Genomic DNA, 25,730 nt, shown 5'->3' on the forward strand with positions numbered 1-25,730 from the left:
TTGTTGAAAGGAAAACACACGTGTACCGATTGGGAATAGATGTGGGCGGCACCAATACGGATGCTGTGGTCATGCAAGGCGGCAAGGTTCTGTCCGGGATCAAGGCTCCAACGTCGGAGGATGTCACGACAGGCGTGGTCGAGGCCATGGAAGGGGCCATCAAGGCCGCAGGCATTGACCGCAGCCTTGTCACCAATGTGATGATCGGCACCACCCATTTCACCAATGCGGTGATTGAGCGCAAGCATATGACGCAGGTGGCCGCCATCCGCCTCGGCCTGCCCGCCACCGCCTGCCTGCCGCCTGCCATCGATTGGCCGGAAGATTTGAAGCCCGTGGTTGGTAAGCACGGCTATATGGTGCGCGGCGGCTATGAATTTGATGGCCGCGAAATCTCGCCGCTGGATGAAGACGAGATCAAGCGCATCGCCGGTGAAATCCGCGCCAACAATCTCAAAGCCGCTGCTGTTACCTGCGTGTTCGGCCCTATCAATGCGGCGATGGAGCAACGGACCAAAGCGATCTTGCAGGAGCATTGCCCCGGTCTGCCGGTGGTGATGTCCACCGATATTGGCCGTATCGGGTTGCTGGAGCGCGAAAGTGCGGCGATCATGAATGCCAGCCTGTTGGAACTGGCTTACAAAACCGTGCGGGCTTTTGGCGAAGCGCTGAAAAGCGCTGGCCTGACCTGCCCCTTTCATATCACCCAGAACGACGGCACACTGATGGCGGCAGAGACGGTGAAGGATTTCCCGGTTCTGACCTTCGCCTCCGGCCCGACCAATTCCATGCGCGGTGCGGCCTTCCTCACCGGCGTGCAGGAAGCGATTGTGGTCGATATTGGCGGCACGACCTCGGATGTCGGGGCACTGCATCTGGGCTTTCCGCGGCAGGCGGCAACGGTGGTGGATGTTGGCGGCGTGCGCACCAATTTCCGCATGCCGGATGTGTTTTCCATCGGTCTGGGTGGCGGCTCCTTGGTGCGGGGTGAGGCTGAGACCGTGACCGTTGGCCCACAATCGGTGGGCTATCGCATCACCTCTGAGGCCAAGGTATTTGGCGGTGCAACGCTGACGGCCACCGATATCGCCGTGGCCGCTGGCCATGCCGATGTGGGTGACAAGAGCAAGGTGGCCGATGTTTCGCCTGAGCTTGCCAAGGCGGCCCTTGCCCGCATCCATCAGATGCTGGAAAATGCCATTGAGCGCAGCCGCGTTTCACCAGAGCCGATCCCGGTGATTGCCGTTGGCGGCGGCTCCATCCTGATGCCGGATAAGCTGGGTGATTTTCAGATCATTCGGCCGGAAAATTTCTCCGTTGCCAATGCCGTTGGTGCCGCCATTGCCCAGATTTCCGGCGAAGTGGATCGTGTCTTTGCCCTTGAAAATGGCCTGACCCGCGAGCTGTGCCTAAAGCAGGCCGAAGAGGAAGCGACGAAAAACGCCGTTGCTGCCGGGGCTGATCCAACCACCATTCAGGTGATTGAGCGTGAAGATGTGCCTTTGGCCTATCTGCCCGGCAATGCCACCCGCATCCACGTCAAAGTCGTGGGTGAGATGGGTGGCCAGCTATGAGCGCTATCATCTCCCAAAAGGATTATTTTGATCCGAAAGATCTCTGGATTCTCGATCACGACGATCTCCTGTCGCTGGAAATTGGCGCAGGTATTCTGGGCACCGGCGGCGGCGGCAATCCCTATATTGGCAAGCTGCGGGCGAGGCAGTTGCTGGATGAGGGTTATACGCTTTCCGTTCTGCCGCACCAGAAAATCCACGATGATGCGCTCTGCGTGTCCGTGGGAGGCATTGGTGCGCCCGTGGTTGGCATTGAGCGTTTGCGCGAAGGCCGTGAGGGCCTGCGCTGCATTCGGGCGCTGGAAGCGCATCTGGACCTATCCATCGATGCCATTGTCTGCGAGGAAATCGGTGGCTCCAATGCCATGGAGCCGCTGGTCGTGGCGGCCTTGACGGGCCTGCCGGTGATCGATTGCGATGGCATGGGCCGGGCCTTCCCGGAAATGCAGATGACCACGTTTTCCATCTACGGCCACAGCTCCACCCCATCGGCGATGTGCGATGTGCATGGCAATGTCGTGCTGTTTCAGCATGCGGTGTCCGAGCTTTGGCACGAGCGCATGGCGCGGGCCTGCGTGGTGGCCCAAGGGGGGGCATCGACCCTGGCCTCGGCACCCATGACCGGGGCTTTTGTCAAGCAATTCGGCATTCCCAATTCCTACACCCAAGCCGTCAGCCTCGGGCAGGCGGTGCGGGCCGCGCAGAAAAACCATGATGACCCGATTGAAGCCATCTGCAAGAAGGAGAATGGCAAAAAGCTATTCACCGGCAAGATCAGCGATTTGAAGCGCCATTTGCGCGGCGGTTTTGTGCGCGGCGAAGTGCAGCTTTCCGGCATTGATGCCCACCACGGCGAAACCGGCTCAGTGCTGATCCAGAATGAAAATCTGGTGTTTTTCCATGATGGCGAGATGGAATGCTGCGTGCCGGACCTGATCCTGGTGCTGGATGTCGATAGCGGCGAGGCTATCACCACCGAAATGCTCCGCTACGGCCAGCGCGTCGCCATCGTTGCCCTGCCGTGCCATGCATTGCTGCGATCACGCGAAGCGCTGGACGTGGTTGGCCCTAAAGCCTTTGGGTTGGATGGCATTGTCTACACCCCGATGAAAGGATCGTGATCATGGCCACTCTGGTGCAAGAACACGATTTGGAGGCTATTGCCTTGGGCGGTGCCTATCTCGGCACGGGCGGCGGCGGCGATCCCTATATCGGCAAGCTGATGGCGCAGGCGGCTCTTCGGGAACACGGACCTGTCTCCGTGGTGGCTGCGGATGAAGTGGATGACGAGACGCTGTGCATTTCCGTCTTCATGATGGGCGCGCCGACTGTGATGCTGGAAAAACTGCCCTCTGGTGCGGAAGTGCTGAAAGCCCTGCACGAGCTGGAGCAGTTTCTGGGTCGCAAGGCTGGAGCGATCCTCTGCGTTGAGGCGGGCGGTTTGAATTCCACCATTCCCTATATGGTGGCTGCTGTGACCGGACTGCCTTTGGTGGACGGCGATGGCATGGGCCGGGCTTTCCCTGAATTGCAGATGGTGAGTTTCACCCTGCATGGTATCTCGGCAAGCCCGCTGGTTTTGGCCGATGACAAGGGCAATTCCTCACTGTTCTCAGCTGTTTCCAATTTGTGGACCGAGAAAATGGCCCGCGCCGTGACCATTCAAATGGGCGGTGCCGCCCTTGTGGCCGCCTATGCCATGAGCGGCAAGCAGATGAAGCAGGCGCTGTTGCATGGCACGATGACGCAAATCCGCACCATTGGCGAAACCATCCTGTCCGAGCGCGCCCGTTCACGTCATGCTGGGAACGCCTTGCGCGAAAAGCTTGGCGGTACCCATCTTTTCACCGGTCGCGTGGTGGATGTGGAGCGCGCCACAACGGGTGGCTTTGCCCGTGGCAAGCTGATCTTGCGCGGTGTGGACCGCTTTGCAGGTCAGCGCTTTGCCGTGCATTTTCAAAACGAGTTTTTGCTGGCCGAAGGCGAAAATGGCGAAACCGTTTGGGCCACGCCCGACCTGATTTGCGCTCTTGATGCCGATATGGGCCTGCCCGTCACCACTGAACAGATGCGCTACGGCTTGATGGTGGAATTCACCGGCATCCCCGCTGATCCGCAATGGCATACGCCAGGAGGGCTCGCGCTCGCGGGGCCGGGCTATTTTGGCTACGGCGACTGCGCAAAGCCACTCTCAGCGTGATCTTTTAAAATACAGCGAACTGTCAAAAAAAGGGGAATGAGATGAACGCAACACAGACTTTAAAGCGCCTTACGGTGGTTCTGGCGATGGGAACCGCCATTGTCGCGCCACACGTGGCCATGGCGAAAACATCGACCGTGATGAATGTCACGCAGGTGTTTGGCACCATCGATCCGGCCAAGATCACCGACTACACTCAATATCTCGCCGCCGTGAACCTTTACGACGGTCTGACCACGGTTGACAGCACCGGCAAGATCATCCCCGAGCTGGCCGAAAGCTGGGATGTGTCCAGCGACAACCTCACCTACACTTTCCATCTGCGCAAGGACGCAAGTTTTCAGGATGGCTCACCGGTTGAGGCCAAGGATGTGGTCTATACTGTCCAGCGTCTGCTGGCGATTAACAAGGGGCCAGCCTATCTGTTTGCATCGCTGATCAACCCCGACAATGTGAAGGCGGTGGATGCCCACACCGTCTCCATCACGCTGAACAAGGTCTACGCGCCATTCCTGACCACCACGCCGCTGCTGCTTGTGATCAATGAGGACGCCGTCAAAGCTACTTCAAAGCAGCCCTGGGGTGAGGATGTTGTCGGCGAAAAATCCATGGGGGCAGGGCCTTATGTGCTGTCCAGTTGGCAGCGCGGATCGGAAATGGTCATCAGCCGCTATGAGAAATATTACGGGGGCTGGCCAACAAACCCGATTGATGAAGTGCGCTTTGTCCAGACCAATGACGAGGCAACCGTCAAGGCGCTTGCCACATCCGGCCAATTGGGCATTTCCTCGACCACGCAGGCCAATGAGACCTATGATGCGCTCGCCAAAACCGATGGCTATGTGGTGCAAACCACGCCAACAGCGACAGGTTTTTATCTCAAGCTCAACACCAAGGCCGCGCCGACAGACGATGTGCATGTGCGCCGCGCCTTGCAATATGCCACCGATTACAAGACCATTCAGACCCAGATTATGACCGGTGACACGCTGGCCGGGCCAATGGCACCGGTCTTCACCGAGGCCTATCTCGACAGCCTGAAAGCATCCGAATTCGACCTTGAAAAGGCCAAGGCCGAGCTTGCTCAGTCCAAATATGCTGGCAAACCCATCAAGCTGACGTTGACCTATGTGGCGGGCCTGTCGTTTGAAGAGGATATCGCGCTTCTGATGCAATCCAATCTCTCGCAGATTGGCGTGGATGTGGATATCAAGCCCGAGCCCTGGAACCGCATCACCGAACTGGCCGCCAAGCCGGAAACCACGCCTTCGGCAACGCAAGTGTTCTATGGCCCAACCTATCCCTCGCCGGATAGCGTATTCTACGTGCAATATCATTCCAAATCGGCGGGAACATGGGCCTCGATGGAATGGTTGCAGGATGCCGAGGTCGATAAATTGATTGATGATGCCCGCTCCACCACCGATAGTGCCAAGCAGAATGCGCTTTACAAACAGATCCAGCAGGTCATTTCCGACAAGGCGCCGGATGTGAATTTGCTCACGAAAGTGCAGCGTGTCGCCTTCAGCAAATGCATTTCGGGCTATAAATTTGTACCGATGCAAAGCTGGGATTACAATTTCCATAACCTGACATGGACCTGCCCGGCCAAGTAATCCCGGGTCTCTTTGCGACTATTTCAACCCTGGAAAATCCGGCTGTCCAGCTAACGATTTTCCAGGGTTGCCGTCTTCAGCGCCTTGAACAGAAAGCGCGTTTCCAACAGATTGACGATACGCAAAACCGTCTCCACCGTATCGATCGGTTTGACGAGGAAATCCTTGGCGCCCAACGAGAGCGCGCGGCGGCGTGTTTCTGGTGTCACATCGGCTGTGAGCACGAGGATGGGGACGAAATCATCCGGTCCGATCAGCCGCGTGAACCTGTCGAGCAAGGCAAAACCATCCAGATGCGGCATCAGAAGGTCGAGCAGGATAATATCGGCCTTATGTTTTGTAAAAAGAGCGGTGGCCTCGCGCGGGTCGGTGGTCGATGCAATTCTGTCGAAACGCTCACGCCGCAAAAGCCGTTCCAACAGGGCGATATTGGCGGGTTCATCATCGATGATCAGTATCTGCGCCTCTGAGGCGAGGTCGAAGGGAAGCTTCACGTCAGAGCCTCATCCAGGGTTTTCATCAGGCGGCGCACGTCCAGCGGTTTGGTCAGGTACTGTGTCGCGCCTTTTTCCATCGCCAGCATGCGTGTTTTTTCCGTGGCATCGGCGCTTATCACAACGACCGGGGTGGTTTGCGTACGAGGATCGGAGCGTAAGGCGGCAAGCACTGACAGTCCATTCATGTCGGGCAGATCGACATCCAGCAAAATAAGGTCAGGATGGTGCTCGAAGGCAAGCGTCAGGCCAAGACCACCCAACATGGCCGGAATGATCCTGGTCTTTAAACGGCGGCGCACGAGGTTCTCGATCAGGTTGAGATTGACAAGGTTGTCCTCGATGCAAAGGACTGTGGCTTTCCCGGTCGATCCGCTTGGCACTGCCCGTTTCTCATCTGTTTTAACGCTCTCTGTGACGGCGTAAGGCGCTTGCGACACGGGAATATGGATGGAGAACACCGATCCGGTCGCGCCGCTCTCGGTCAAGAAAAGATCGCCATCCATTGCCCGCATCAGATTGAGCGACAGAGCAAGGCCAAGGCCTGTGCCGGTCGTGGCATTTCGGTCGGTGCCAAGCCGCTCGAACGGCTTGAACAGCCGGTCTCTGTCCATGTCCGCAATTCCGCAGCCGGTGTCGGTGATATCGACTGCGATGATGTTTTCTGCCAAGCAATGAGCGGACAACCGGATATCACCACCATCCCTGTTGAATTTCACCGCATTTGAAAGCAGGTTCAGCAGCACCTGCAAAAACCGGCGGCGGTCGACCGCAACAATGGCTTGGCCCGCTGCCTCCATCTCGACGCTGATCGTCAATCGCTTCGGTTCGGCCAAGGGAGCCGCCAGGCCAATGGCTTCGGTCACGATTTCGTCCAACCCGACCGGCTCGATCAACAGTTCCATGCGGCCTGCCTCAATCCGGGCGATATCAAGAACTTCATCGATCAGGCTGAGCAGATGCCGTCCGGCTCTGAGGATTTGCGCCAGACTTTCGCGCATTTCCCGATCCTCAATGTCCATGTCGAGGATCTGCGCGAAGCCCAAAACAGAGTTCAAAGGCGTGCGCAATTCATGGCTCATGCGCGACAGAAACTCGCTCTTGGCTTGGCTGGCCCGTTCGGCGTCCCGCCGTGCGGTCAGCAGGGCCTCTTCGGTTCGTTTTCGATCCGTCACGTCGCGGGTAATCTTGGAAAAGCCCCGCAATTGTCCTTGCTTATCGCGCAGGGCTGTCATCACCACATTGGCCCAGAAGCGGCTGCCATCCTTGCGCAGCCGCCATCCCTCGTCTTCGACACGGCCAAAAGCGGCGGCTTGCGCCATTTCCTGAAGCGGCAGTGTTTCTCGATGCTCGAGAGGATAGAAGCGAGAAAAATGCTGGCCGATGATGTCGTCGGCGCGGTATCCCTTGATGCGCTCTGCACCCGCATTCCAGCTCACCACATTGCCCTCGGCATCCAGCCCGAAAATACCATAGTCATGGACGCCATCGACAAGCAGACGGAAGCGTTCCTCGCTTTCCCGCAAGGCTTCCTCGCGTGCTGTCAGCAGGCGGCTTGCTTCCTCAAGCGCGCTCGACAATTCACCGATTTCGTCTGTTGCATGTTCTGACAGCCTCAGGCTTTGGCCCTGGGCGAGGCGGCTGGCGGCCAGTTTCAGCCGGTCGACCCGCCGAACGATACCTTTCGACATCAGGACGATGGCGCCGATGCATCCGATAACGCCAGCGATGGCGCCCAACAGGGTAATCCTTTGCGACAGCGCCCGGATTTCATCGGCCTTGGCCGTTCGTTGCGCCAGAAGCGCATCTTCCCTCAGCCGCATCTCGGCGATCTGCAGGCGCAGCTCGTCCAGGAAGGCCTTGTTGGCAATCAATGTCTGCCGCAAAGCTTCCGGAATCTGGTTATTCGAAACCGAACCTTGCATCAGCGAGGCAAGGCCCTTCAGCTTTTTATCGACCAGTGGTTCCATCCGGTTCAGCCGCTCAAGCTGTTCCGCATCGATGATCAGTGGCCGCATCGCGGCAAACACCGCCGGTAACTCCGTTACTGCTTTGTTGTAGGGGGCGAGGAACGTTTCGTCGCGGGTGAGAAGATATCCCCGCACGCCGGAGGCTCCCTCGGCCAGCAAAGCGTGTAGCTCCAGAATATTCTGCTGAATGGCGAAGGTCACGCGCACGTAATTTTCGGCCTTTCGGCTTTCACGATCAGCGAGGAAGACCGAGCCGAGGGCAATGAGAAGACAGGCCAGGGGCAGGGCAATCACGATCAGGCCTTTGACGGCCAAAGGCTGGTTGAGAAAGCGAAAGCGGCTGTGGGCGGACACCATGGTCTTTGCCGGGATATCCGTCATCATGCTTCTCCATCAACCAATCCGGCCTGCGCTGCCAGCACGGCTGCCTGGGTTCGATCGCCCACCCGCAATTTGGCAATGATGCGCTCGACATGAACCTTGACCGTGCCCGGAGCGATGGAAAGCCTGCGGGCGATTTCCTTGTTGGTCGCGCCCCGTGCCACTTCCTGCAGGATTTCTCGTTCACGGGCAGTCAGCTGCGAAATGGCGTTCTCGGCTGGTGATGTGCGCGAGACGCGGGTCAGCATCCGCCTTACCAATCCAGCATCGAAAAATTCCTGGCCGTCCAGAACGGCCCGGATCATCCGCAGCAAAGTGTCACGCCGCACATCCTTCAGCGCGTAGCCACTGGCTCCGGCCTTCACGGCTGCTTCCAGATAGTCGAGGCTGTCATGCATCGTCAGCATCATGATCCGCGTCGATGGTGATACGCGGCGGATTTCTGTTGCGGCCGCCAACCCGTCCATCGGTGTCATCCTGATATCGAGCAGGGCGATGTCAGGCAAAAGCTGAGCGGCAAGCGCGATTGCTTCCAGGCCGTCCCGCGCTTCAGCCACAACCTCCAGGTCCGGCGCACCCGACAGGACCGAAATAATGCCGGATCGAGCCAGGTCGTGGTCATCAGCAATCAGAATACGCGCTTTGGTCATCGGCTTTCGCCTTTATCGGTCAGAGGAACCCGGGCGATCAGCCGCGTGCCTTGATTGGGGGCGCTGATGATATCCAGCGTGCCGTTGACAAGCGACAGCCTCTCTTGCATCGCGGATAGACCGATCCCGAAACCCCTGACCGGTTTAGTTTCACCTTGTGCGGCGGCAAGGGGAAAGCCGCAGCCATCGTCATCCGCCTCAAGGATGAGATGGTCGGCATCGATCCGCAATTGCAGATGCAGGTTTTGGCAGCCCGCATGTTTGCGGGCATTGACGATCGCTTCCTGTGCCACACGATAGAGAACGATCTCAATGGCTTGAGGCAGACGGCCATCCGGCAACCGGTTGTCCAGCCGACAGGTGATTTCATCGACGGTGTCCAGCTTTGCGCTGATGGCGGCGGGCAGGCCAAGGTCATCAAGTTCGGCTGGCCGCAGGTCGGCAATCGCGTGGCGGATATCCTGGATCGCCAGGCGGGCAATCTCACTGCATTGATCGACCTTTTTTGCGAGTGCCGTTGTCAAGCCCGGATCTGCTTCCAATGCCTGCAAGTGATGCAGCAGACTGACGAGGGTCTGGGCTACGCCATCATGCAGGTCATAGGCAATATGGCTGCGTTCCCGTTCCTGTGTGGAGAGAATGGCGGCCACCAATTGCGCGAGCTGCCTTTCCCGTTCGGCAAGCATCAGGAGCAGGGCTTCCCGTTCCTGCTCGCGGTCAGCGGCGAAAACGGCTGCGGCAAGAAGGTCGGCGACGATTTGAAGACTGGTTTTATCCTCGTCACTCATCGTTGCGATCGATCGATCCTCGAAGGTGATGATCGTTCTGCCATCCTTGCTTGCCAGGGCGTTATCGGCAATCGTCTGGTGTTGCTCTGTTGGGGGACGCAAATGAATCGTCGCGCCACCGCAAAAGCTTCCGATCAATCCGGTGATATCCGTGATCGCCTGCGACAGCGGATACTGATCAAGGCTGGCCCGTGTTTCCACGATGAGACGTAACCGGCTGGCCCTGGCTTCCGCCTCCCGGTAAAGTTTCCGCAACTCCTGAATGGGAGAGGCAAGGTGTTCCGGGTCCGTCGCCGTCATCATTCGCCATCATGCTCCTGTATCAAGGCGCGTTCGCCTACAGCGCCGTGCGCCATATATGGCGCACAAAGGTTCGCTGTAGCGCTTTATATCTGCTGCATAATTCTTTAAACCGATGGCGGTTTAAAGAATTATGCAGTAGCCGATGTGAGAGATAGGACACCGAAGGGCCGGTTTACATAGGCCATTCGGCATATCCTTTCGACACCATGCGGCAGACGTAACAGCCCCTTTTCATAGCCACTTTTCTAAGCAACCGACCAGCGTTTGGCTTGGCTCGGGCTTGATAAAGGAGCTCTTTCATGCAGAAAATTCTTTTGGCATTCGGTGTAACCGCCGTTCTTTCGGTATCGTCTTTTACCGCACCCGCGATGGCGCAAGAGTGCGCGCCGGTGTCCGAGGGACAGGTGGAAAAGTTGTTTGACCGTTGGAACGCTTCCCTTGCGACGCTCGATCCGGAGAAAGTCGTCGAAAATTATGAGGGCAATGCGGTTTTGCTGGCGACCCTGTCAAACCAGCCGCGGCTGACGCAGGAAGAGCGCCGCGCGTATTTTGTCGATTTTCTGAAAAAGAAGCCGCAGGGCGTGGTCAATAATCGAACCATCAAGCTGGGCTGCAACATGGCCATCGATACAGGCGTCTACACGTTCACGCTTGCGGATGGCACGAAGGTTCCGGCGCGCTATACCTTCACCTATGACTATGATGGTGGAAAATGGCTGATTTCCTCCCATCACTCGTCGGCAATGCCGGAACGCACATCGTAATATCAAGGCTCGAAGATGCTAACGCATCCTCGCCTGACAAGAGTTTCGAATATCTCAAATGCGTCAAATGCTTGAGATATTCGAAAAATGAATACCAAGAGGCATTTTCAATGACTCTTGGTATAAAAGGCACCTTATGTGCATGTCGCCGCGCTCGGACGCGCGGCGACATGCAATGGCATCGTTAGTTTATGCAGCTGTTCTGGAGCCTAGCGCGCCATAATAGGCGATATAGACGTAGCAGAAGATCGGCATCAGGAAGGCGAGATGGATGCCGACCGTATCGGCAAGCCCACCCTGTACCAGTGGCAACAACGCGCCGCCGACAATGGCGAGGCAAAGAATGCCGGAACCCTGGCTGGTATGGCGACCCAGACCCTTCAGCGCCAGGCTGAAAATGGTCGGGAACATGATCGAGTTGAAGAAGCCGATCGACAACACGCACCACATGGCGACATGGCCTGTTGTCAGCACGGTGACCAGCAGCAGAATACCGGCTGCGACCGCATTGAAGGCCAGAACCTTGCCGTCATCCATGTAGCGCATCACGGCAGAACCAATGAAACGCCCGATCATGGCACCGCCCCAGAAATAGGAGACGTAATGCGCGGCGGTCTGTTCCGGCAACCCGGCAATGCTGGGTTCGGCCATGAAGTTGACCAGGAAACTGCCAATGCTGACTTCTGCGCCGACATAGAGAAAAATACCGACCGCGCCGAGAACCAGATGGCGATAGCCCCAGGCGGAGCCGGAAATGTCGCTGGACTTGGCGTCTTCTTCGGCCTCGACAGCCGGCAGTTTCAGCGCTGCGAAAATGGCAGCGAGAACAAGGAAGGCGGCAGCCAACATCAGATAAGGAAACTTAACCGCTGCGGCTTCCGCCATGCGCAGGGCGTCCATCTGCTCCGGTGTGGCATTTTCAACGGCAGCCGTTGCAGAAGACAGGATGAGGAATGCACCGAAAATGGGTGCGACGGTGGTGCCCAGGGAATTGAAAGCCTGGGTCAGGGTGAGACGGCTGGAAGCGGTTTCAGGGGCGCCCAGCACGGTCACATAGGGGTTTGCCGCCACCTGGAGAATGGTGACACCTGCTGCGAGCACGAACAGCGCGCCGAGAAACAGGCCATAGATCCGCATGCTTGCAGCGGGGATGAACAGGGCGCAGCCGATAGCGGCAACCAGAAGACCCGTGACGATGCCCCATTTATAGCTGATGCGCTTGACCAGAGCCCCTGCGGGCAGAGAAACGATGAAATAAGCGCCGAAGAAGCACAGCTGGATCAACATGGTCTGTGTGTAATTCAGCTGAAATACGTTTTTCAGATGTGGGATGAGAATATCGTTGAGGCAGGTAATGAAGCCCCAGAGGAAGAAAAGAGAGGTCAGCGCAATCAGCGGACCGGTGTAGGAGCGGCTGGCTCCTGCGCGCGCGGTTTGTGACGCGCCTGTTTGAATTCCTGCCATTTTCGGTTCTTTTTTCTTGATGCGGCGCAGCGGAAACACTGCGGCATGGATTAACGATCTGGCGGAGCGATGGCCGTGGCTGCGGCTCGAATACGCAAGTGCCGGCCCGCAACGCGGAGGAGAACGTGATTGTTCCGCAAAAATGCCTGACCGTGATTTCGGCGTGTTGGCTGCGGGCAACCGCGACTGACAACTGACCACTTTTGGGAGGAGGAGCAGTTGCAAGCCTTGCTGGCTTATCGCTCCTGATAGGGCACTGCAAGAAGATGCAGGGTGTAATCCCGTGCAATTTGAGGGACCGAGCCTTTCGGCCCGGTTTTCTCGATGTGTTTGAGATATTGGTAATTTATGCGAGGCGAAGATGTGTAAACATCCTCCAGCATCGTGCCGATTCCAGTTTTCCGCACGATGCTGGTGCCTTGTGGCGCGCGGGTCAGGCGCTTGCCGGATAGACTTTCCAGCGTTTGGGCCGGAAGGATATCCCGGTCCTGTTGGCGGCCGGATGATCGACGGGAACGTCGATTTCCGCCAGATGCCGTGCGCCGCCAAGCTCCAGTTCCAGACGGCGGGTTCCCGACAGCCTTCGGCTGCTGATCACCGTTCCGGCAAAGCAACCGCCACACCCGTCGACAATCTCGATTTCCTGCGGACGGAAGAACAGGGTGGCATTGCCGTTGCCTTCAGATTTGAGCCCGGTTGGCCGGTCATCAAGCCAGATCTCGCCGGATTCGATGCGCACCGGCAATGCCGAGGATTCACCGATGAAACGATGAACGAAGGGGGCAGCCGGATTGTCATAGACGTCGTCGGCGGTGCCGACCTGCTCGATGCGGCCCTGGCTCATCACCACCACCCGGTCGGCAAGCTCCAGCGCTTCTTCCTGGTCGTGGGTGACGAACACGGTGGTATGGCCGGTGCGGTCATGAATTTCCCGCAGCCAGCGCCGCAAATCCTTGCGGACCTGGGCGTCGAGGGCGCCAAAGGGCTCGTCCAGCAGCAGCACCTTTGGCTCGATTGCCATGGCGCGGGCCAGCGCCACGCGCTGACGCTGACCACCGGAGAGCTGGGCCGGATAGCGTTTTTCAAGGCCCGACAGCTGTACGAAATCGAGCAGCTCCAAGGCCCGTTTGCGGATTTCCGCCTTGGGCGGACGCGACGACTTTGGCCGAACGGTGAGGCCGAAGCCGACATTTTCCAGCACGGTCATATGCTTGAACAGCGCATAATGCTGGAACACGAAGCCGACCTGCCGCTCCTGCACCGTCTTGCGCGACGCATCGTCGTCGCCGAAGAAAATCTGCCCCGCGCTTGGCCGCTCAAGCCCGGCGATCAGCCGCAACAAGGTGGTTTTTCCCGAACCGGACGGACCGACAAGCGCGATCAGCTCGCCGGAGCGGATGTCCAGCGACAGTTCGTGGAGAGCGGCAGTCGCGTTGAAGTCTTTACGGATATTGCGAATATTCAGTTCCATGAGCGAATTCCCGATCAATGCCCACGGGCAGCCGACAATTGGTCGGCATAGCGCAGTTCAATGGTTGTCTTGAGGACGAGGGTGACCAATGCCAGCCCAGCCAGCAGTGAAGCGACCGCGAAGGCGGCGGCGAAGTTATATTCGTTATAGAGAATTTCGATATGCAGCGGCATGGTATTGGTCACGCCCCGGATATGGCCTGAAACCACCGAAACAGCTCCGAATTCGCCCATGGCCCGGGCGTTGCACAGCAGCACGCCATAGAGCAATCCCCAGCGGATATTCGGTAGGGTCACCCGCCAGAAGGTTTGCCAGCCGCTGGCGCCGAGGCTGATTGCGGCCTCTTCATCGCCAGTGCCCTGCTCCTGCATGACCGGGATCAGTTCGCGCGCCACGAAAGGGAAGGTGACGAAAATCGTCGCCAGCACGATGCCCGGCACGGCAAACAGGATCTCGACGCCATGGGTGCGCAGCCATGGGCCAAGCAGGCTATTGGAGCCGAACAGCAGCACATAGACCAGGCCTGAAATCACCGGCGATACCGAAAACGGCAGATCGATCAGGGTAATCAGGAAGGCCTTGCCGCGAAATTCGAATTTCGCAATTGCCCAGGCAGCGGCAATGCCGAAGATCACGTTGGCCGGAACGGCAATCGCTGCGACCAGCAGCGTCAGCCGCATAGCCGAGAGGGCATCGGGTTCGACAAGTGCCTCCAGCCAGGCGCTGGCGCCATTGCGGAATGCCTCGGAAAACACGGCCACCAGCGGAAGCACCAGGAACAGCAACAGAAACAGCAGCGAGACGAGGATGAGCAGACATTGGACGACAGGCGTTTCAGTCGTCGCTCGATGAAAGGTAGGGGAGCGGCGGTCAGTCATTGCCATATTTTCTCCGGCTTGCAGCCTGAATGAGATTGATCAGCAGAAGCATGGCGAAGGAAATCGCCAGCATGACTGCGCCAACGGCGGTTGCGCCCGCATAGTTGAACTCCTCCAGCCGGATGACGATGAGAAGCGGTGCGATTTCCGACACATAGGGTACATTGCCGGCAACGAAGATCACCGATCCATATTCCCCGACCCCACGCGCAAGCGCAAGGGCAAACCCGGTCAGGATGGCAGGTGCCAGGCCCGGCAGCAGCACTTTGAAAATCGTTGCGAAGCGGCTGGCGCCCAGCGTTGCTGCGGCCTCCTCCACGTCGCGGTCGATTTCTTCCATGACCGGTTGCACGGTGCGCACCACGAAGGGCAGGCCGATAAACACCATGGCAACGACGATGCCAGCCTGGGTATAGGCGACTTTCAGACCGAGCGGCGCAAGGAGCGAGCCGATCCAGCCATTCGGCGCGTAGAGCGAGGCAAGGGCGATACCGGCAACGGCAGTCGGCAACGCGAAGGGCAGGTCGACCATCGCGTCGATGATCCTCCGTCCCCAGAAATTGTAGCGCACCAGCACCCAGGCGACCAATACGCCGAATACGACATTGAGCATCGCCGCCAGGATGGCTGAGCCGAAGCTGACCTTCAGGGCCTCAAGCGTCCGCCGGTCGGACGCGATATGCCAGAAATCCGCCCAGCCCAATTCGGCGGAGCGCCAGACCAGACCGGACAGGGGAATGAGAACGATGAGGGCGAGGTAAAACACCGTGAAGCCGAACGTCAACCCAAATCCGGGAAGAACGCTCGGCTGACGGAATTGCCACCTGCCTTGAACAGGACTATGGGCCATTCTGATTTTCTTACTTTCTAAGCCGTCTTACTTTCCGGGCTGATAGATCTGGTCGAACAGGCCGCCATCAGCGAAGAATTCCGGCTGTACTTTTGCCCAGCCACCGAAATCCTCGATGGTGACAAGATCGACCGATGGGAAGCGCTTCAAATCGGCAGGATCGGCCAGTTCCGGCTTGGCAGGGCGATAGTAATGCTTGGCAGCGATTTTCTGTCCGGCGTCGGAGTAGAGATAATCGAGATAGGCCTTGGCGACCGTTTCCGTTCCATGGGCCTTGGCATTGCCTTCAACGACGGCGACCGACGGTTCTGCCTTGACCGAAACGGATGGTACGACGATGTCGAATTTGTCGGGGCCGAGTTCATCGATCGACAGGAAGGCTTCGTTTTCCCAGGCAAGCAGAACGTCGCCGATGCCCCGCTGCACGAAGGTGGTGGTCGAGCCGCGCGCACCGGTATCCAGAACCGGCACATGCTTGAACAAGGCGCTCAGGTACTCCTTGGCCTTCTGCTGATCGCCATTATTGGCCTTCAACGCCCAGCCCCAGGCGGCCAGCACGTTCCAGCGGGCGCCACCAGAGGTTTTCGGGTTGGGGGTAATCACCTCGATCCCGTCCTTGGTAAGGTCGGCCCAGTCCTTGATGCCTTTCGGATTGCCCTTGCGCACCAGGAATACGATGGTGGATGTATAGGGCGAACTGCTGCTTGGCAGTTTGGTTTTCCAGTCGGCCGGGATCTTGCCGGTCTTTTCGGCAATAGCGGAAATATCCGCTTCCAATGCCAGCGTCACGACATCGGCCTCAAGACCGTCGATCACCGAGCGGGCCTGAGCGCCGGAACCGCCATGCGACATTCTCACCGAGACGCTGTCACCGGTTTTTTCCTTCCAATAGGAAGCGAATGCCGGGTTAAAATCCTTGTACAGCTCGCGCGTCGGGTCGTAGCTGACGTTGAGCAGTGTCACGTTGGCCGCAACAGCGGGCATGGCGAGGCTTGCGGCTATCGCCAGCGTGGCAATGATCTTCACGGTACTAAAACGGGACATTGCGATCTCCTTAACCCCTAAGACTTCAAAATCTATTGAGGTTGTAGAGTATGTCAACGGCCAAGGCCAATTCGAGAGAGAACATGCCTCTGGCTGCTGCTAACTGAGCAATTTCAAGCGTAATTCCAGCGAGGCGGGGAGGATTTTTGCGGCGCTGGTCAAGGATGATCCCAAGCACAGTCTTGTGGCAGGTCTATGTCAGCAGGTCGAAGGCATCGCTTTCGCCCGGTACCAGTTCCAAGGGCCAGAGACGGTTGCGGGCATGGGTTCTGTAGGTTTCCGCATAATCCGGCATTGAGGCGAGCAAGGTTTCGGCCAGTTCCACCCCGAGATCCTCCAGGGAAAGGCGGTAGCAGGTCAGGGCGGGTTGCAGAAACCGGGCACGGGGCGCTTCGCGAAACCCAATGACGGCCATGTGCTGGCCGGGGATGACGCCAGCCTCAGCCAGCCGCCGGTATAGGCCGATCGCCATGAGTTCGTAAATCAGGATAATGGCGGTCGGGCGCGGATTAAGCGCCAGCAACTCGCTGCCGACGCTATAGCCGCCGCTTTCGCTGGATTTTGCCCGCAGAACCAAGGCTGGATCGAAGGCCAGACCATTGCGCTCCAGCGCTGATCGATAGGCATCGGTAAACACGGTGCCGAGGTTGATATCGGTGCAGGGGGCGGCGATGGCAATGCGCCGATGACCTTTCGATACCAGCCGGTCGACGGCGGAATTGGCGACGCCGGCAAAATCGAGGTCGATCCAGGTATGGCTGCCGCCGGATGTGCTGCGCCCCAGCGTCACGAAAGGTATCTTCGTCTTGATCAGCAGATCGATACGCTTATCGACCCGTTGCGTGGCGGAAATGATCATCGCATCGACCAGGCGGCGGGCCACCATGCGCTGGAGATATTCCAGGGGGTCTTCGTCGGCGGGGCAGGGGAGCAGGACGAGGTCCAGATTGTGACGGGCAAACACCGTTTGCAAACCGTCCATGACACCGAAAAAGAAGTTGTCGCTGTTGTCGACATTGTCCTTGCCGGACTCGATCATCAGTCCGATGACATTGGTCGTTCCCTTGCGCAGGCTGCGGCCCGACTGATTGGCGACATAGCCCAGCTGTTCTGCGGCCTCCAGCACCCGCCGTCGCGTTTCCGCGTTGACGTCGGGGCGTCCATTCAGCGCGCGCGACACGGTCCCGATGGAGATGTCGAGATGTTTTGCAAGCTGATGTATGCCCTTCATGCCAGATACTTTCTCCCTGAAGTCACCTCACCCAGAGGCGCTAAGATGAGCAGGCCGGTTGTAAATTCCATGCTCTGCCTTGTCCGGTGTACTGCAAAATTTCGCAAGCAGGAATCGGTTTTTCCCTTGAGCCTGACGCAGTTTATCGTGTCGCGGAATGCAATGACCACGCCGCGTATTGACATGAGACGAAAACCACGATTAGTATCGTAAACGTTTACGGAAACCGATGCAAAGAGGAGTTTGCGCGGCTGGAGGCTGTCGGAAGAGCACTTGCTGTTCCGACCTATCGAAAACCGGAAACTGAAACCATGTCTGGCGCGATAGCGACCGGATGGGATGCAAGGGAGGATATCTTGCAATTCAAAGCCGTTTTATGCGGGTGCGGAGCTATGGCCAAAGGCTGGCTCCGGGCCATTGCCGACACGCCCTCGCTTGCCGAGCGAATTTCTATTGTCGGGCTCGTTGACGTCAACGTTTCAGCAGCCGAGGCCCTGGCAGAGGAGTTCGGCCTCGAAGGTGCGGTGACAGGAAGCAGTCTTGCCGATGTTCTCGAGCAGACGGCGCCTGATCTGGTCTTCGATGTCGTCATCCCGGCTGCCCGCTTCGATATCGTGTCCACCGCGCTGAAAGCCGGATGCCACGTGCTCAGTGAAAAACCCATGGCCAATACGCTGGAAGAGGCGAAGGCCCTGGTCAAGCTAGCCACTGAGACGGGGCGTATCCACGCCGTCGTGCAGAACCGCCGCTTCATTCAAGGGGTCCGCCGGATGCGGCAATTCCTGGACAGCGGCGCGATCGGCGAGTTGACGGCAGTGCATTGCGATTTCTTCCTGGCACCGCATTTCGGCGGGTTCCGGGATGAGATGGAGCATGTCCTGCTGCTCGACATGGCAATCCATACATTCGATGCCGCCCGTTTCATAGCCAATCGTCAGCCGCTGGCTGCCTATTGCGTGGAGCGCAATCCGCAAGGCTCCTGGTATGCCCATGGCGCCAGCGCCAATGCGATCTTCGAGTTCGCTGACGATGTGGTCTTCACCTATCGCGGCTCCTGGTGCGCCGAAGGGCGCAGGACCAGTTGGGAAAGTGCGTGGCGGCTGGTCGGCAGCAAAGGCATGCTGACTTGGGACGGGGAAGAGACGTTTGAGGCCTCCATTGCCGCAGACGAACCCGGCCTGTTGCGTGGATATACGACCGTAAACGTTTCTGAAGACGTCGCGCCGGGCGAGACGCACGGCCATGCCAGCGTGTTGGAAAGCTTCATTGCGGCAGTTGCCGGTGGCGATCCGCCTGAAACCGCCGGTTTCGACAATATCAACAGTCTTGCCATGGTGTTTGCCGCTATCGAAAGCGCGCAGAGCGGCAAGCGTATCGACATTTCAGCTTCGCTATAAGGACCATGACTGTGAGCAATCCTGCAAAATCCATTCGTATCGGCACCATGATCAGCGGCAATAACGGCGATGCCGCCACCCGCATCCGGGAAATCGCCGGTCTCGGTTTCGAAAGTTTCGAGCCATTTTTCTGGCAGACGACCAAGGGCCAGAACCTTGCCGAACTCGGCAAGCGCTGCATCGATGCTATCGGCGACCGGGACATCACCATTTCGACGCTCGGCATGTTCGGCAATCCGCTTGAAGAAACCGACATCGACTTTGAGACGCTGGAGGGCTGGAAGCAATGTATCGACAATGCCCATCATTTCGGCGCGACCTGCGTTGCCGGCTTTACCGGGCGGCTGCGGGGCAAGGTGCTGACCGAAAGCCTGCCACGCTACCGCGAAATCTGGAGCGAGCTGGCCAAGCGCGCCGCCGACAAGGGTATTCGCATCGCTTTTGAAAACTGCGCCATGGACGGCAACTGGCAGAGCGGTGACTGGAATATCGCCCACAACCCCGATGCCTGGGAGTTGATGTTCAACGAGACCCCGGATGACAATATCGGCCTTGAATGGGAACCCTGCCATCAGATGGTCTATCTGATCGATCCCCTGCCGCAGATCCGCAAATGGGCATCCAAGATTTTCCACGTGCATGGCAAGGACGCCACCATTCGCTGGGATGTCATTCGTGAACACGGCATTTTCGGCAAGGAGCCTTTCGTGTTCATGCGCACGCCCGGCTTCGGCGACAGCAATTGGACCAATGTGATCAGCGAGTTGCGCCTTGCTGGCTATAGCGGCGCCATCGATATCGAAGGCTGGCACGATCCCGTCTACCGCGACGCTTTGGAAATGACCGGCCAGGTCCATGCGCTCAACCATCTGAAACAGGCGCGTGGTGGCGATTTCATCGACGAAACCGCCGTCTATGGCGGGGGAGACCCAACGCTGAAATAGCATGAAGTCTCGAGATCGTCCGGCATGGAGGTGTCGGGCGATTGGAGGACGGGATAGAAACGGAGGAGGAAACCCATGATCATCAACAGACGTGCCTTGATCGCTGTGCTGGCTCTTGCCACGGCTTGTCCGCTTGCATCGACCGCCCGGGCGGACGACGTTACACTCAATCTCTGGTCGCTCGACAAGGATATCCAGCCTGCGCCAAATCTGGTCAAGCAATTCAACGCACTCAACAATGGCATCAAGATCGAGTATCGGCTCCTTCAGTTCGACGATGTCGTAACGGAAGCGATGCGCGCCTATTCAACCGGACAGGCGCCAGATATCATCGCGGTCGATAATCCGGAACACGCGCTGTTTGCCTCGCGGGGCGCTTTCCTCGATCTTACCGACATGATCGCCAAGTCGGATGTGATCAAGCCACAGAACTATTTTCCGGGGCCTCTGGCATCTGTGACCTGGAAGGAGCGCTATTTCGGCGTGCCGAAAGCCACCAACACCATCGCGCTTTACTATAACCGCGACATGTTCAAGGCCAAGGGTCTCGATCCACTGAAGCCACCGCAGACCTGGGACGAACTTGTGGCCGCTGCCCGCAAGCTGAACGACCCGGCCAAGAACGTTTACGGCCTCGCTTTTTCCGCCAAGGCCAGTGAAGAGGGAACGTTCCAGTTTCTGCCATGGGCGCAGATGGGCGGCGGCGGCTATGACCATATCAATGCTCCGGGCGCGGTAAAGGCGCTGGAGACCTGGAAAACCATCATGACCGAAAAACTGGCCTCGCCGGATACGCTGACCCGTGGCCAGTGGGATTCGACCGGCACGTTTAATTCCGGCAATGCCGCCATGGCGATTTCGGGGCCGTGGGAACTCGACCGCATGCTGAAGGAAGCCAAGTTCGACTGGGGCGTCGCCCTCCTGCCGGTGCCGAGCCCCGGCGCTGAACGGTCTTCCGGCATGGGCGATTTCAACTGGGCGATCTTTTCCAGCACCAAGCACCCGGCGGAAGCCTTCAAGGCGCTGGAATTCTTTGCTTCCCAGGACAAGGACATGTTCAAGAATTTCGGACAGCTACCAGCCCGGTCCGACATCGCTATTCCACCATCGGGTTCGCCTTTGAAGGATGCGGCGCTGCAAGTGTTTCTCGAGCAGATGAAATATGCCAAGCCCCGCGGGCCGCATCCGGCCTGGCCAAAAATCTCCAAGGCGATCCAGGACGCCATCCAGGCCGCACTGACTGGCCAGATGACGCCCAAGGATGCGCTGGACCAGGCGCAGAAAAAGATCAAAGCCGCCCTGGGCTGAGCGTCGACACCATTCCGCAATCACGTCATGCGCCGTCAATGCGCGTGGCATGGCTACCCTTTCCTCCCGGCCGGGGCTGCATTTCTCCTGTGAGAATGCGGCCCCTGGACGGCGCTCTGAATGGAGAAAGAGGTCTCATGAAACGGATCATGTCGAGTATTGTCGATGGGCGTGGCTTCGACTTCGGTCTGGCCGGGGTGCCGCTGGCCTTTCTTCTGGTCATGTCAGGTCTGCCGTTGATCTATAATATCGTGATGAGCTTTCAGGAGGTTGACATGTTCAGCCTTGGAACCTTTTCCCGTCCCTTTGTCGGTTTTCAGAACTATATCGACCTGATGGCGCAACCGGAAACGCTGCCCATATTCACCAATACGGCGATTTTCGTTGTGGCATCGATTGCCGGGCAATTCCTTCTGGGCTTTGGCCTGGCTCTGTTCTTCGGCGTGGGATTTCCCGGTTCCTCCTGGCTGCGCGGCCTGTTTCTGGTGTCCTGGATCATGCCCGGCCTCGTCGTCGGTGCGACCTGGAACTGGATCCTCTCAGGTGATTTCGGCGTATTCAATTATATGCTGCGTGAAACCGGGCTGATCAGCGCCAATATCTTCTGGCGGTCCGATCCGGCCTATGCGCTCTGGGCGGTGATTATCGCCAATGTCTGGCTGGGCACGTCCTTCAACATGATCCTGCTATCGGTCGGGCTATCCGGCATCCCCAAGGATCTGTATGAGGCAGCGCAACTGGATGGCGCGACCGTGCTGCAACGGTTCTACACCATCACTTTGCCGATGATGCGCTCGTCTATCGGTGCGCTGGTGTCGCTGGGGCTGATCTTTACCTTGCAGCAATTCGATCTGTTTGCCGCCATTACCTCCGGTGGACCAGCCAATGCCTCGAATGTGGCGCAGTATTGGGCCTGGGATCTGTCTTTCCGGCAATATGACTTCGCCAAGGGTGCGACGGTTTCGGTGATCATGACTATCTTCGTGCTTCTTGCGTCGCTCGTCTATGTCCGCTCTACACGTCATGAGGTGCGCGGATGAGCGAAACAGTTCGTAACCGTCTGATGCTTGCCATCGCCCTCGTCATGGCGGCGATCTATCTCTTCCCGCTCTACTGGATGTATGTCACGGCACTGAAAACCGGCTCGGCAATGTTTGCCACCCCGCCGCATTTCTGGCCCGACGATCCGCAATGGGGCGTCTATAGCGATGTCTGGCAAAGCCGCACTATGGGCCGCTATCTGTGGAATTCGACCGTGATCGCCCTGGGCTCGGTCAGCATCATCTGCATTCTCGGCACCGGCTGCGCCTATGTGCTGGCGCGCTATCGCAATGGCTGGGTCGATGCCGGGCTGTTCCTGATCCTGATGCTCCAGGTTTTGCCGGCTTCGCTGATGATTACCCCGATCTTCGTCGGCTTTTCGCAGCTTGGCCTGCTGAACACGCCACGTTTTGCCGTCATGCTGGCAATTGCGGCGAAAAGCATGCCGTTCTTCGTGGTTCTGGTGCGTTCCAGCTTCATGACGGTGCCGATCGAGCTGGAAGAAGCGGCCATGGTCGATGGCAATTCCCGGATCGGGGCGTTTTTCAGCATCGTCCTGCCGCTGGCCCGCAATGGCATTCTGGTCAGTGCCATCCTGATCTTCATGCAGGCCTTTGGGGAATTCGTCTATTCCAAATCAATGATCCAGTCGGTGGACCTGCAACCGGCCAGCGTCGGGCTGAACAGTTTCATGGGTCCCAATACCAATGAATGGAACGGGATCATGGCCTATGCCTCGATCTATGTGACGCCGATCCTCGCCATTTTCGTTCTTTTACAGCGCCGCATCGTCTCCGGCCTCACTTCGGGAGCCCTGAAATGACCATCCAGATCGAATTGAACGGCGTCAACAAGCATTACGGCGCTTTCCATGCCCTGAAGAACATCAATCTCGCCATCGAAAAGGGCAGTTTCGTCGCCCTGGTCGGTCCTTCCGGCTGCGGCAAGTCCACACTGTTGCGGTCGCTGGCCGGGTTGGAAAAAATTTCCGCCGGCGAAATGAAGATTGCCGGCAATCTGATGACCAATGTGCCGCCGCGCAAGCGCGACATCGCCATGGTGTTCCAGTCCTACGCGCTCTATCCGCATATGACGGTCGAGGAAAATCTGACCTATAGCCTGCGCATCAAGGGGGTGGGCAAGGCAGAGGCGCGTCAGGCCGCCGAGGCGGTGGCGACAACAACCGGGCTGATGCCGCTGTTGAAGCGCTATCCGCGTGAATTGTCCGGCGGTCAGCGCCAGCGCGTCGCCATGAGCCGGGCGATCATCCGCAACCCGAAGGCCTTCCTGTTCGATGAGCCGCTATCCAATCTCGACGCCTCGCTGCGGGTGCATATGCGAAAAGAGATCCGGCTGCTGCATGACCGGTTGAAGGCGACCTCCGTCTATGTCACCCACGATCAGGTCGAGGCGATGACCATGGCCGATCATGTCGTGGTGATGCGCGATGGCGTCATTGAACAGCAGGGACGGCCCCTGGACCTTTACGACCGGCCTGCTAACCGCTTCGTTGCCGGTTTCATCGGTTCCCCGGCGATGAACTTCATTCCCGCGCGCGTGTCGCCGGATGGGCTTGGTCTGGAACTCGATTTCGTCGGGAAAGCCGAGGTGCTGACATTTGCACCCGGAATGACAGCCGGTCTTGAGCCAGGCCAGCCCCTGACCCTTGGCCTGCGGCCGGAGCACCTGTCGCTGGTACCATCCGGCCAAGGGGCTTTCGACGTTGATGTGGCCCTGGTGGAATCGACGGGATCGTCAACCTATGTGACGACCAGAACCGACCCGGAATTGACCATTGTCGTTTCCGGTGGGCGTGGCCTGCGCTCCGGTGATCGGCTGGGTGTCGGGATCGATCCGAAGACCGTGCATCTTTACGATGCGCAGACCGGTTTGCGGCTGGATTTTGAGGGCGCGCGATAAGAATTTTCCGCTTGTTGTGTTCTAATTATCAGAGCGCTTATTTTTTGACCGATGCCGATTCTTTGCTTGCGGCAAGTTCGTGCCGCAGGCTGTTGAAATATAAGGATCGGGGCCTTTTCAGCCCTGAAGGCTACACGCTGTGAAACTGAGTTTCGCCTATTTTATATGCAAAATTATACATTGTTTAAAACTCTTGCAGAATGCACGCTTGCATGAAATGGTTTGGACGCGAGTAGAAGCGGTCTGAGCCTGACGCTCTGGGCATTGCTCGACGGTGAACCCTGTCGAAGAGATGCTTTCATGCCGCTGTGCTTGTCGCCAATTGCCGAAAAACACCGTCACAACCCTGTCTTTTGGACGCGGGGTGCGCCATTGCACCTCTGCCAGGTTCATGCTTTCCCCCGTCAGCCGTCCTTGAAAATCGAACACTGAGCCTTGGAGAAATGTCCCATGTTTCGTCGTAAGCTTGCATCCACGCTGTTCACCCTTGGCCTCTTTTCCGGGACTGCCCTTGCCGCCGACAAGGTTACGTTTCAGCTGGACTGGCTTCCCGGTGGCGACAAGGCGCCGATTTATGTCTGTATCCATAAGGGCTTCTGTCGGGACGCCGGGCTGGATGTGACCATTGCTTCAGGCCGAGGCTCGACCGAGGCGATTTCGAAACTGGCGGCGGGCTCCTCTGATATTGGTGTTTCGGATATCGGCGCCTTGATGGCGGCTCGTGCCAATGAAGGGGTGAAGGTTGTTGGCGTTCTGTCGGTGTTCAACAAGGGACCGCATGCCTTCTATGTCATCAAGGGCGGCTCGATCTCCTCTGTCGCCGACGTCAAGGGCAAGACCATCGCCACATCGCCGTTTACCTCCTCCAATGTCTATCTGCCGCTGGTGCTGAAGGATCAGTCTATCGATCCGTCCGCGATCAAGCTGATCAAAGCCGATCCCGGTGCGCTCGGTCCGATGCTGATGACCGGCAATGCCGATGGGATCATTGCCTGGATGACGGATTTCACCCGCTATTCCAATCAGGCCCGCCAAGCGGGCAAGGAAATCGTCGCGCTGCCGTGGTCGGCTGCCGGGCTCGAGCTTTATTCGGCCTCGTTGATTGCCAGTGAGGATTTCCTGGCCAAGCGCCCCGATGTCGCCAAACGCTTCATCGAAGCCTACAAGAAATCGGTGGAATTCACCCGCACCAATCCCGATGCCGCCGTCACCTCCGTAACTGCTGTGGTGCCGGAACTGGGCTCGGAAGACGTCAAGGGATCAATCAATGACACGCTGCCGCTGATCTTCAATGAGGTCACGGATAAGGAGGGGTTGGGCGTGTTCGAGCCTAAGCGTTTGACGGAGACCTGGCGCCGGGTTGCCGCCGCTCAAGCCATCGATCCGGCCAAACTCGACCCGGAAACCGTGGTCAACCGCAGCTTCATTCCAACGGAGTGACG

General features: G+C 58.2%; 22 protein-coding genes. 12 read left to right on the plus strand and 10 right to left on the minus strand.

Translation table 11 applies throughout. The features are described 5' to 3' along the window. Positions 1 to 20 precede the first annotated feature (20 nt). Genes V6582_RS24430 through V6582_RS24445 form a run of 4 tightly spaced genes read left to right on the plus strand, consistent with a single transcriptional unit; the run spans position 21 to position 5,390 of the window. Positions 21 to 1,574 carry a hydantoinase/oxoprolinase family protein gene (locus tag V6582_RS24430; protein ID WP_337739159.1) on the plus strand — a complete coding sequence of 518 codons (1,554 nt, stop codon included), beginning with the start codon at positions 21 to 23 and terminating at the stop codon, positions 1,572 to 1,574. Continuing rightward, positions 1,571 to 2,695, plus strand: a complete 1,125-nt coding sequence (locus tag V6582_RS24435; protein WP_156630312.1) for a DUF917 domain-containing protein — start codon at positions 1,571 to 1,573, stop codon at positions 2,693 to 2,695. The genes V6582_RS24430 and V6582_RS24435 overlap by 4 nt, the downstream gene beginning before the upstream one ends. Positions 2,696 to 2,697: 2 nt before the next feature. Next, on the plus strand, positions 2,698 to 3,774 hold the full coding sequence (locus V6582_RS24440; RefSeq protein WP_156630311.1) for a DUF917 domain-containing protein: 1,077 nt from the start codon (positions 2,698 to 2,700) through the stop codon (positions 3,772 to 3,774). Between the two features lie 41 nt (positions 3,775 to 3,815). Further along, positions 3,816 to 5,390, plus strand: a complete 1,575-nt coding sequence (locus V6582_RS24445) for an ABC transporter substrate-binding protein (RefSeq protein WP_156630310.1) — start codon at positions 3,816 to 3,818, stop codon at positions 5,388 to 5,390. Positions 5,391 to 5,440: 50 nt separating this feature from the next. Here the strand turns inward: V6582_RS24445 and V6582_RS24450 are convergent, their stop codons facing one another. Genes V6582_RS24450 through V6582_RS24465 form a run of 4 tightly spaced genes read right to left on the minus strand, consistent with a single transcriptional unit; the run spans position 5,441 to position 9,976 of the window. Next, a complete protein-coding gene (locus V6582_RS24450; protein WP_337739158.1) occupies positions 5,441 to 5,884 on the minus strand; it encodes a response regulator in 444 nt (147 codons plus the stop codon). After that, on the minus strand, positions 5,881 to 8,235 hold the full coding sequence (locus V6582_RS24455) for a PAS domain S-box protein (protein ID WP_156630309.1): 2,355 nt from the start codon (positions 8,233 to 8,235) through the stop codon (positions 5,881 to 5,883). Before V6582_RS24455 ends, V6582_RS24450 begins: the two co-directional genes overlap by 4 nt. Continuing rightward, positions 8,235 to 8,885 (minus strand): response regulator, encoded by a 651-nt coding sequence (locus V6582_RS24460; RefSeq protein ID WP_156630308.1) that lies wholly within the window; start codon positions 8,883 to 8,885, stop codon positions 8,235 to 8,237. Before V6582_RS24460 ends, V6582_RS24455 begins: the two co-directional genes overlap by 1 nt. Continuing rightward, positions 8,882 to 9,976, minus strand: a complete 1,095-nt coding sequence (locus V6582_RS24465; protein ID WP_156630307.1) for a sensor histidine kinase — start codon at positions 9,974 to 9,976, stop codon at positions 8,882 to 8,884. The genes V6582_RS24460 and V6582_RS24465 overlap by 4 nt, the downstream gene beginning before the upstream one ends. A 299-nt stretch (positions 9,977 to 10,275) precedes the next feature. Between V6582_RS24465 and V6582_RS24470 the strand changes: the two genes are divergently transcribed. Then, complete coding sequence (locus V6582_RS24470; RefSeq protein ID WP_156630306.1) at positions 10,276 to 10,740, plus strand: SgcJ/EcaC family oxidoreductase; 465 nt, start codon at positions 10,276 to 10,278, stop codon at positions 10,738 to 10,740. Positions 10,741 to 10,929: 189 nt separating this feature from the next. Here the strand turns inward: V6582_RS24470 and fucP are convergent, their stop codons facing one another. From fucP to V6582_RS24500, 6 genes are all read right to left on the minus strand, one after another. Then, positions 10,930 to 12,204 carry an L-fucose:H+ symporter permease gene (gene fucP / locus V6582_RS24475; protein ID WP_156630305.1) on the minus strand — a complete coding sequence of 425 codons (1,275 nt, stop codon included), beginning with the start codon at positions 12,202 to 12,204 and terminating at the stop codon, positions 10,930 to 10,932. Between the two features lie 433 nt (positions 12,205 to 12,637). Continuing rightward, positions 12,638 to 13,675 (minus strand): sulfate/molybdate ABC transporter ATP-binding protein, encoded by a 1,038-nt coding sequence (locus tag V6582_RS24480; RefSeq protein ID WP_156630304.1) that lies wholly within the window; start codon positions 13,673 to 13,675, stop codon positions 12,638 to 12,640. A gap of 14 nt (positions 13,676 to 13,689) precedes the next feature. Beyond that, positions 13,690 to 14,559, minus strand: a complete 870-nt coding sequence (gene cysW, locus V6582_RS24485; protein ID WP_156630303.1) for a sulfate ABC transporter permease subunit CysW — start codon at positions 14,557 to 14,559, stop codon at positions 13,690 to 13,692. Then, positions 14,546 to 15,403 carry a sulfate ABC transporter permease subunit CysT gene (cysT, locus tag V6582_RS24490; protein WP_156630302.1) on the minus strand — a complete coding sequence of 286 codons (858 nt, stop codon included), beginning with the start codon at positions 15,401 to 15,403 and terminating at the stop codon, positions 14,546 to 14,548. The genes cysW and cysT overlap by 14 nt, the downstream gene beginning before the upstream one ends. Before the next feature lie 27 nt (positions 15,404 to 15,430). Then, entirely contained in the window at positions 15,431 to 16,447 is a 1,017-nt protein-coding gene (locus V6582_RS24495; protein WP_156630301.1) for a sulfate ABC transporter substrate-binding protein, read from the minus strand. 193 nt (positions 16,448 to 16,640) lie between these two features. Then, complete coding sequence (locus V6582_RS24500; protein ID WP_156630300.1) at positions 16,641 to 17,678, minus strand: LacI family DNA-binding transcriptional regulator; 1,038 nt, start codon at positions 17,676 to 17,678, stop codon at positions 16,641 to 16,643. Between the two features lie 356 nt (positions 17,679 to 18,034). On the opposite strand from V6582_RS24500, the gene V6582_RS24505 reads away from it, so the two are divergent. The 7 genes from V6582_RS24505 to V6582_RS24535 all read left to right on the plus strand — a co-directional run bounded on the left by V6582_RS24505 (position 18,035) and on the right by V6582_RS24535 (position 25,728). Continuing rightward, positions 18,035 to 19,075: a Gfo/Idh/MocA family protein gene (locus tag V6582_RS24505; protein ID WP_156630299.1), complete on the plus strand. Its 1,041-nt coding sequence runs from the start codon at positions 18,035 to 18,037 to the stop codon at positions 19,073 to 19,075. 11 nt (positions 19,076 to 19,086) lie between these two features. Then, a complete protein-coding gene (locus V6582_RS24510; protein ID WP_337739157.1) occupies positions 19,087 to 20,019 on the plus strand; it encodes a sugar phosphate isomerase/epimerase family protein in 933 nt (310 codons plus the stop codon). 75 nt (positions 20,020 to 20,094) lie between these two features. Beyond that, complete coding sequence (locus tag V6582_RS24515) at positions 20,095 to 21,327, plus strand: ABC transporter substrate-binding protein (RefSeq protein ID WP_156630297.1); 1,233 nt, start codon at positions 20,095 to 20,097, stop codon at positions 21,325 to 21,327. A 137-nt stretch (positions 21,328 to 21,464) separates the two neighbouring features. After that, positions 21,465 to 22,367: a carbohydrate ABC transporter permease gene (locus tag V6582_RS24520; protein ID WP_156630296.1), complete on the plus strand. Its 903-nt coding sequence runs from the start codon at positions 21,465 to 21,467 to the stop codon at positions 22,365 to 22,367. Continuing rightward, the gene (locus V6582_RS24525) at positions 22,364 to 23,191 is read left to right on the plus strand and encodes a carbohydrate ABC transporter permease (RefSeq protein WP_156630295.1); all 828 of its coding nucleotides are present in this window, start codon (positions 22,364 to 22,366) and stop codon (positions 23,189 to 23,191) included. The genes V6582_RS24520 and V6582_RS24525 overlap by 4 nt, the downstream gene beginning before the upstream one ends. Continuing rightward, positions 23,188 to 24,288, plus strand: coding sequence for an ABC transporter ATP-binding protein (locus tag V6582_RS24530; protein ID WP_156630294.1), 1,101 nt, complete (start codon positions 23,188 to 23,190; stop codon positions 24,286 to 24,288). The genes V6582_RS24525 and V6582_RS24530 overlap by 4 nt, the downstream gene beginning before the upstream one ends. Before the next feature lie 450 nt (positions 24,289 to 24,738). Continuing rightward, complete coding sequence (locus V6582_RS24535; protein WP_156630293.1) at positions 24,739 to 25,728, plus strand: ABC transporter substrate-binding protein; 990 nt, start codon at positions 24,739 to 24,741, stop codon at positions 25,726 to 25,728. Positions 25,729 to 25,730 lie beyond the last annotated feature (2 nt).

This window comes from Agrobacterium vitis (assembly GCF_037039395.1).
Classification (GTDB): domain Bacteria; phylum Pseudomonadota; class Alphaproteobacteria; order Rhizobiales; family Rhizobiaceae; genus Allorhizobium; species Allorhizobium vitis_E.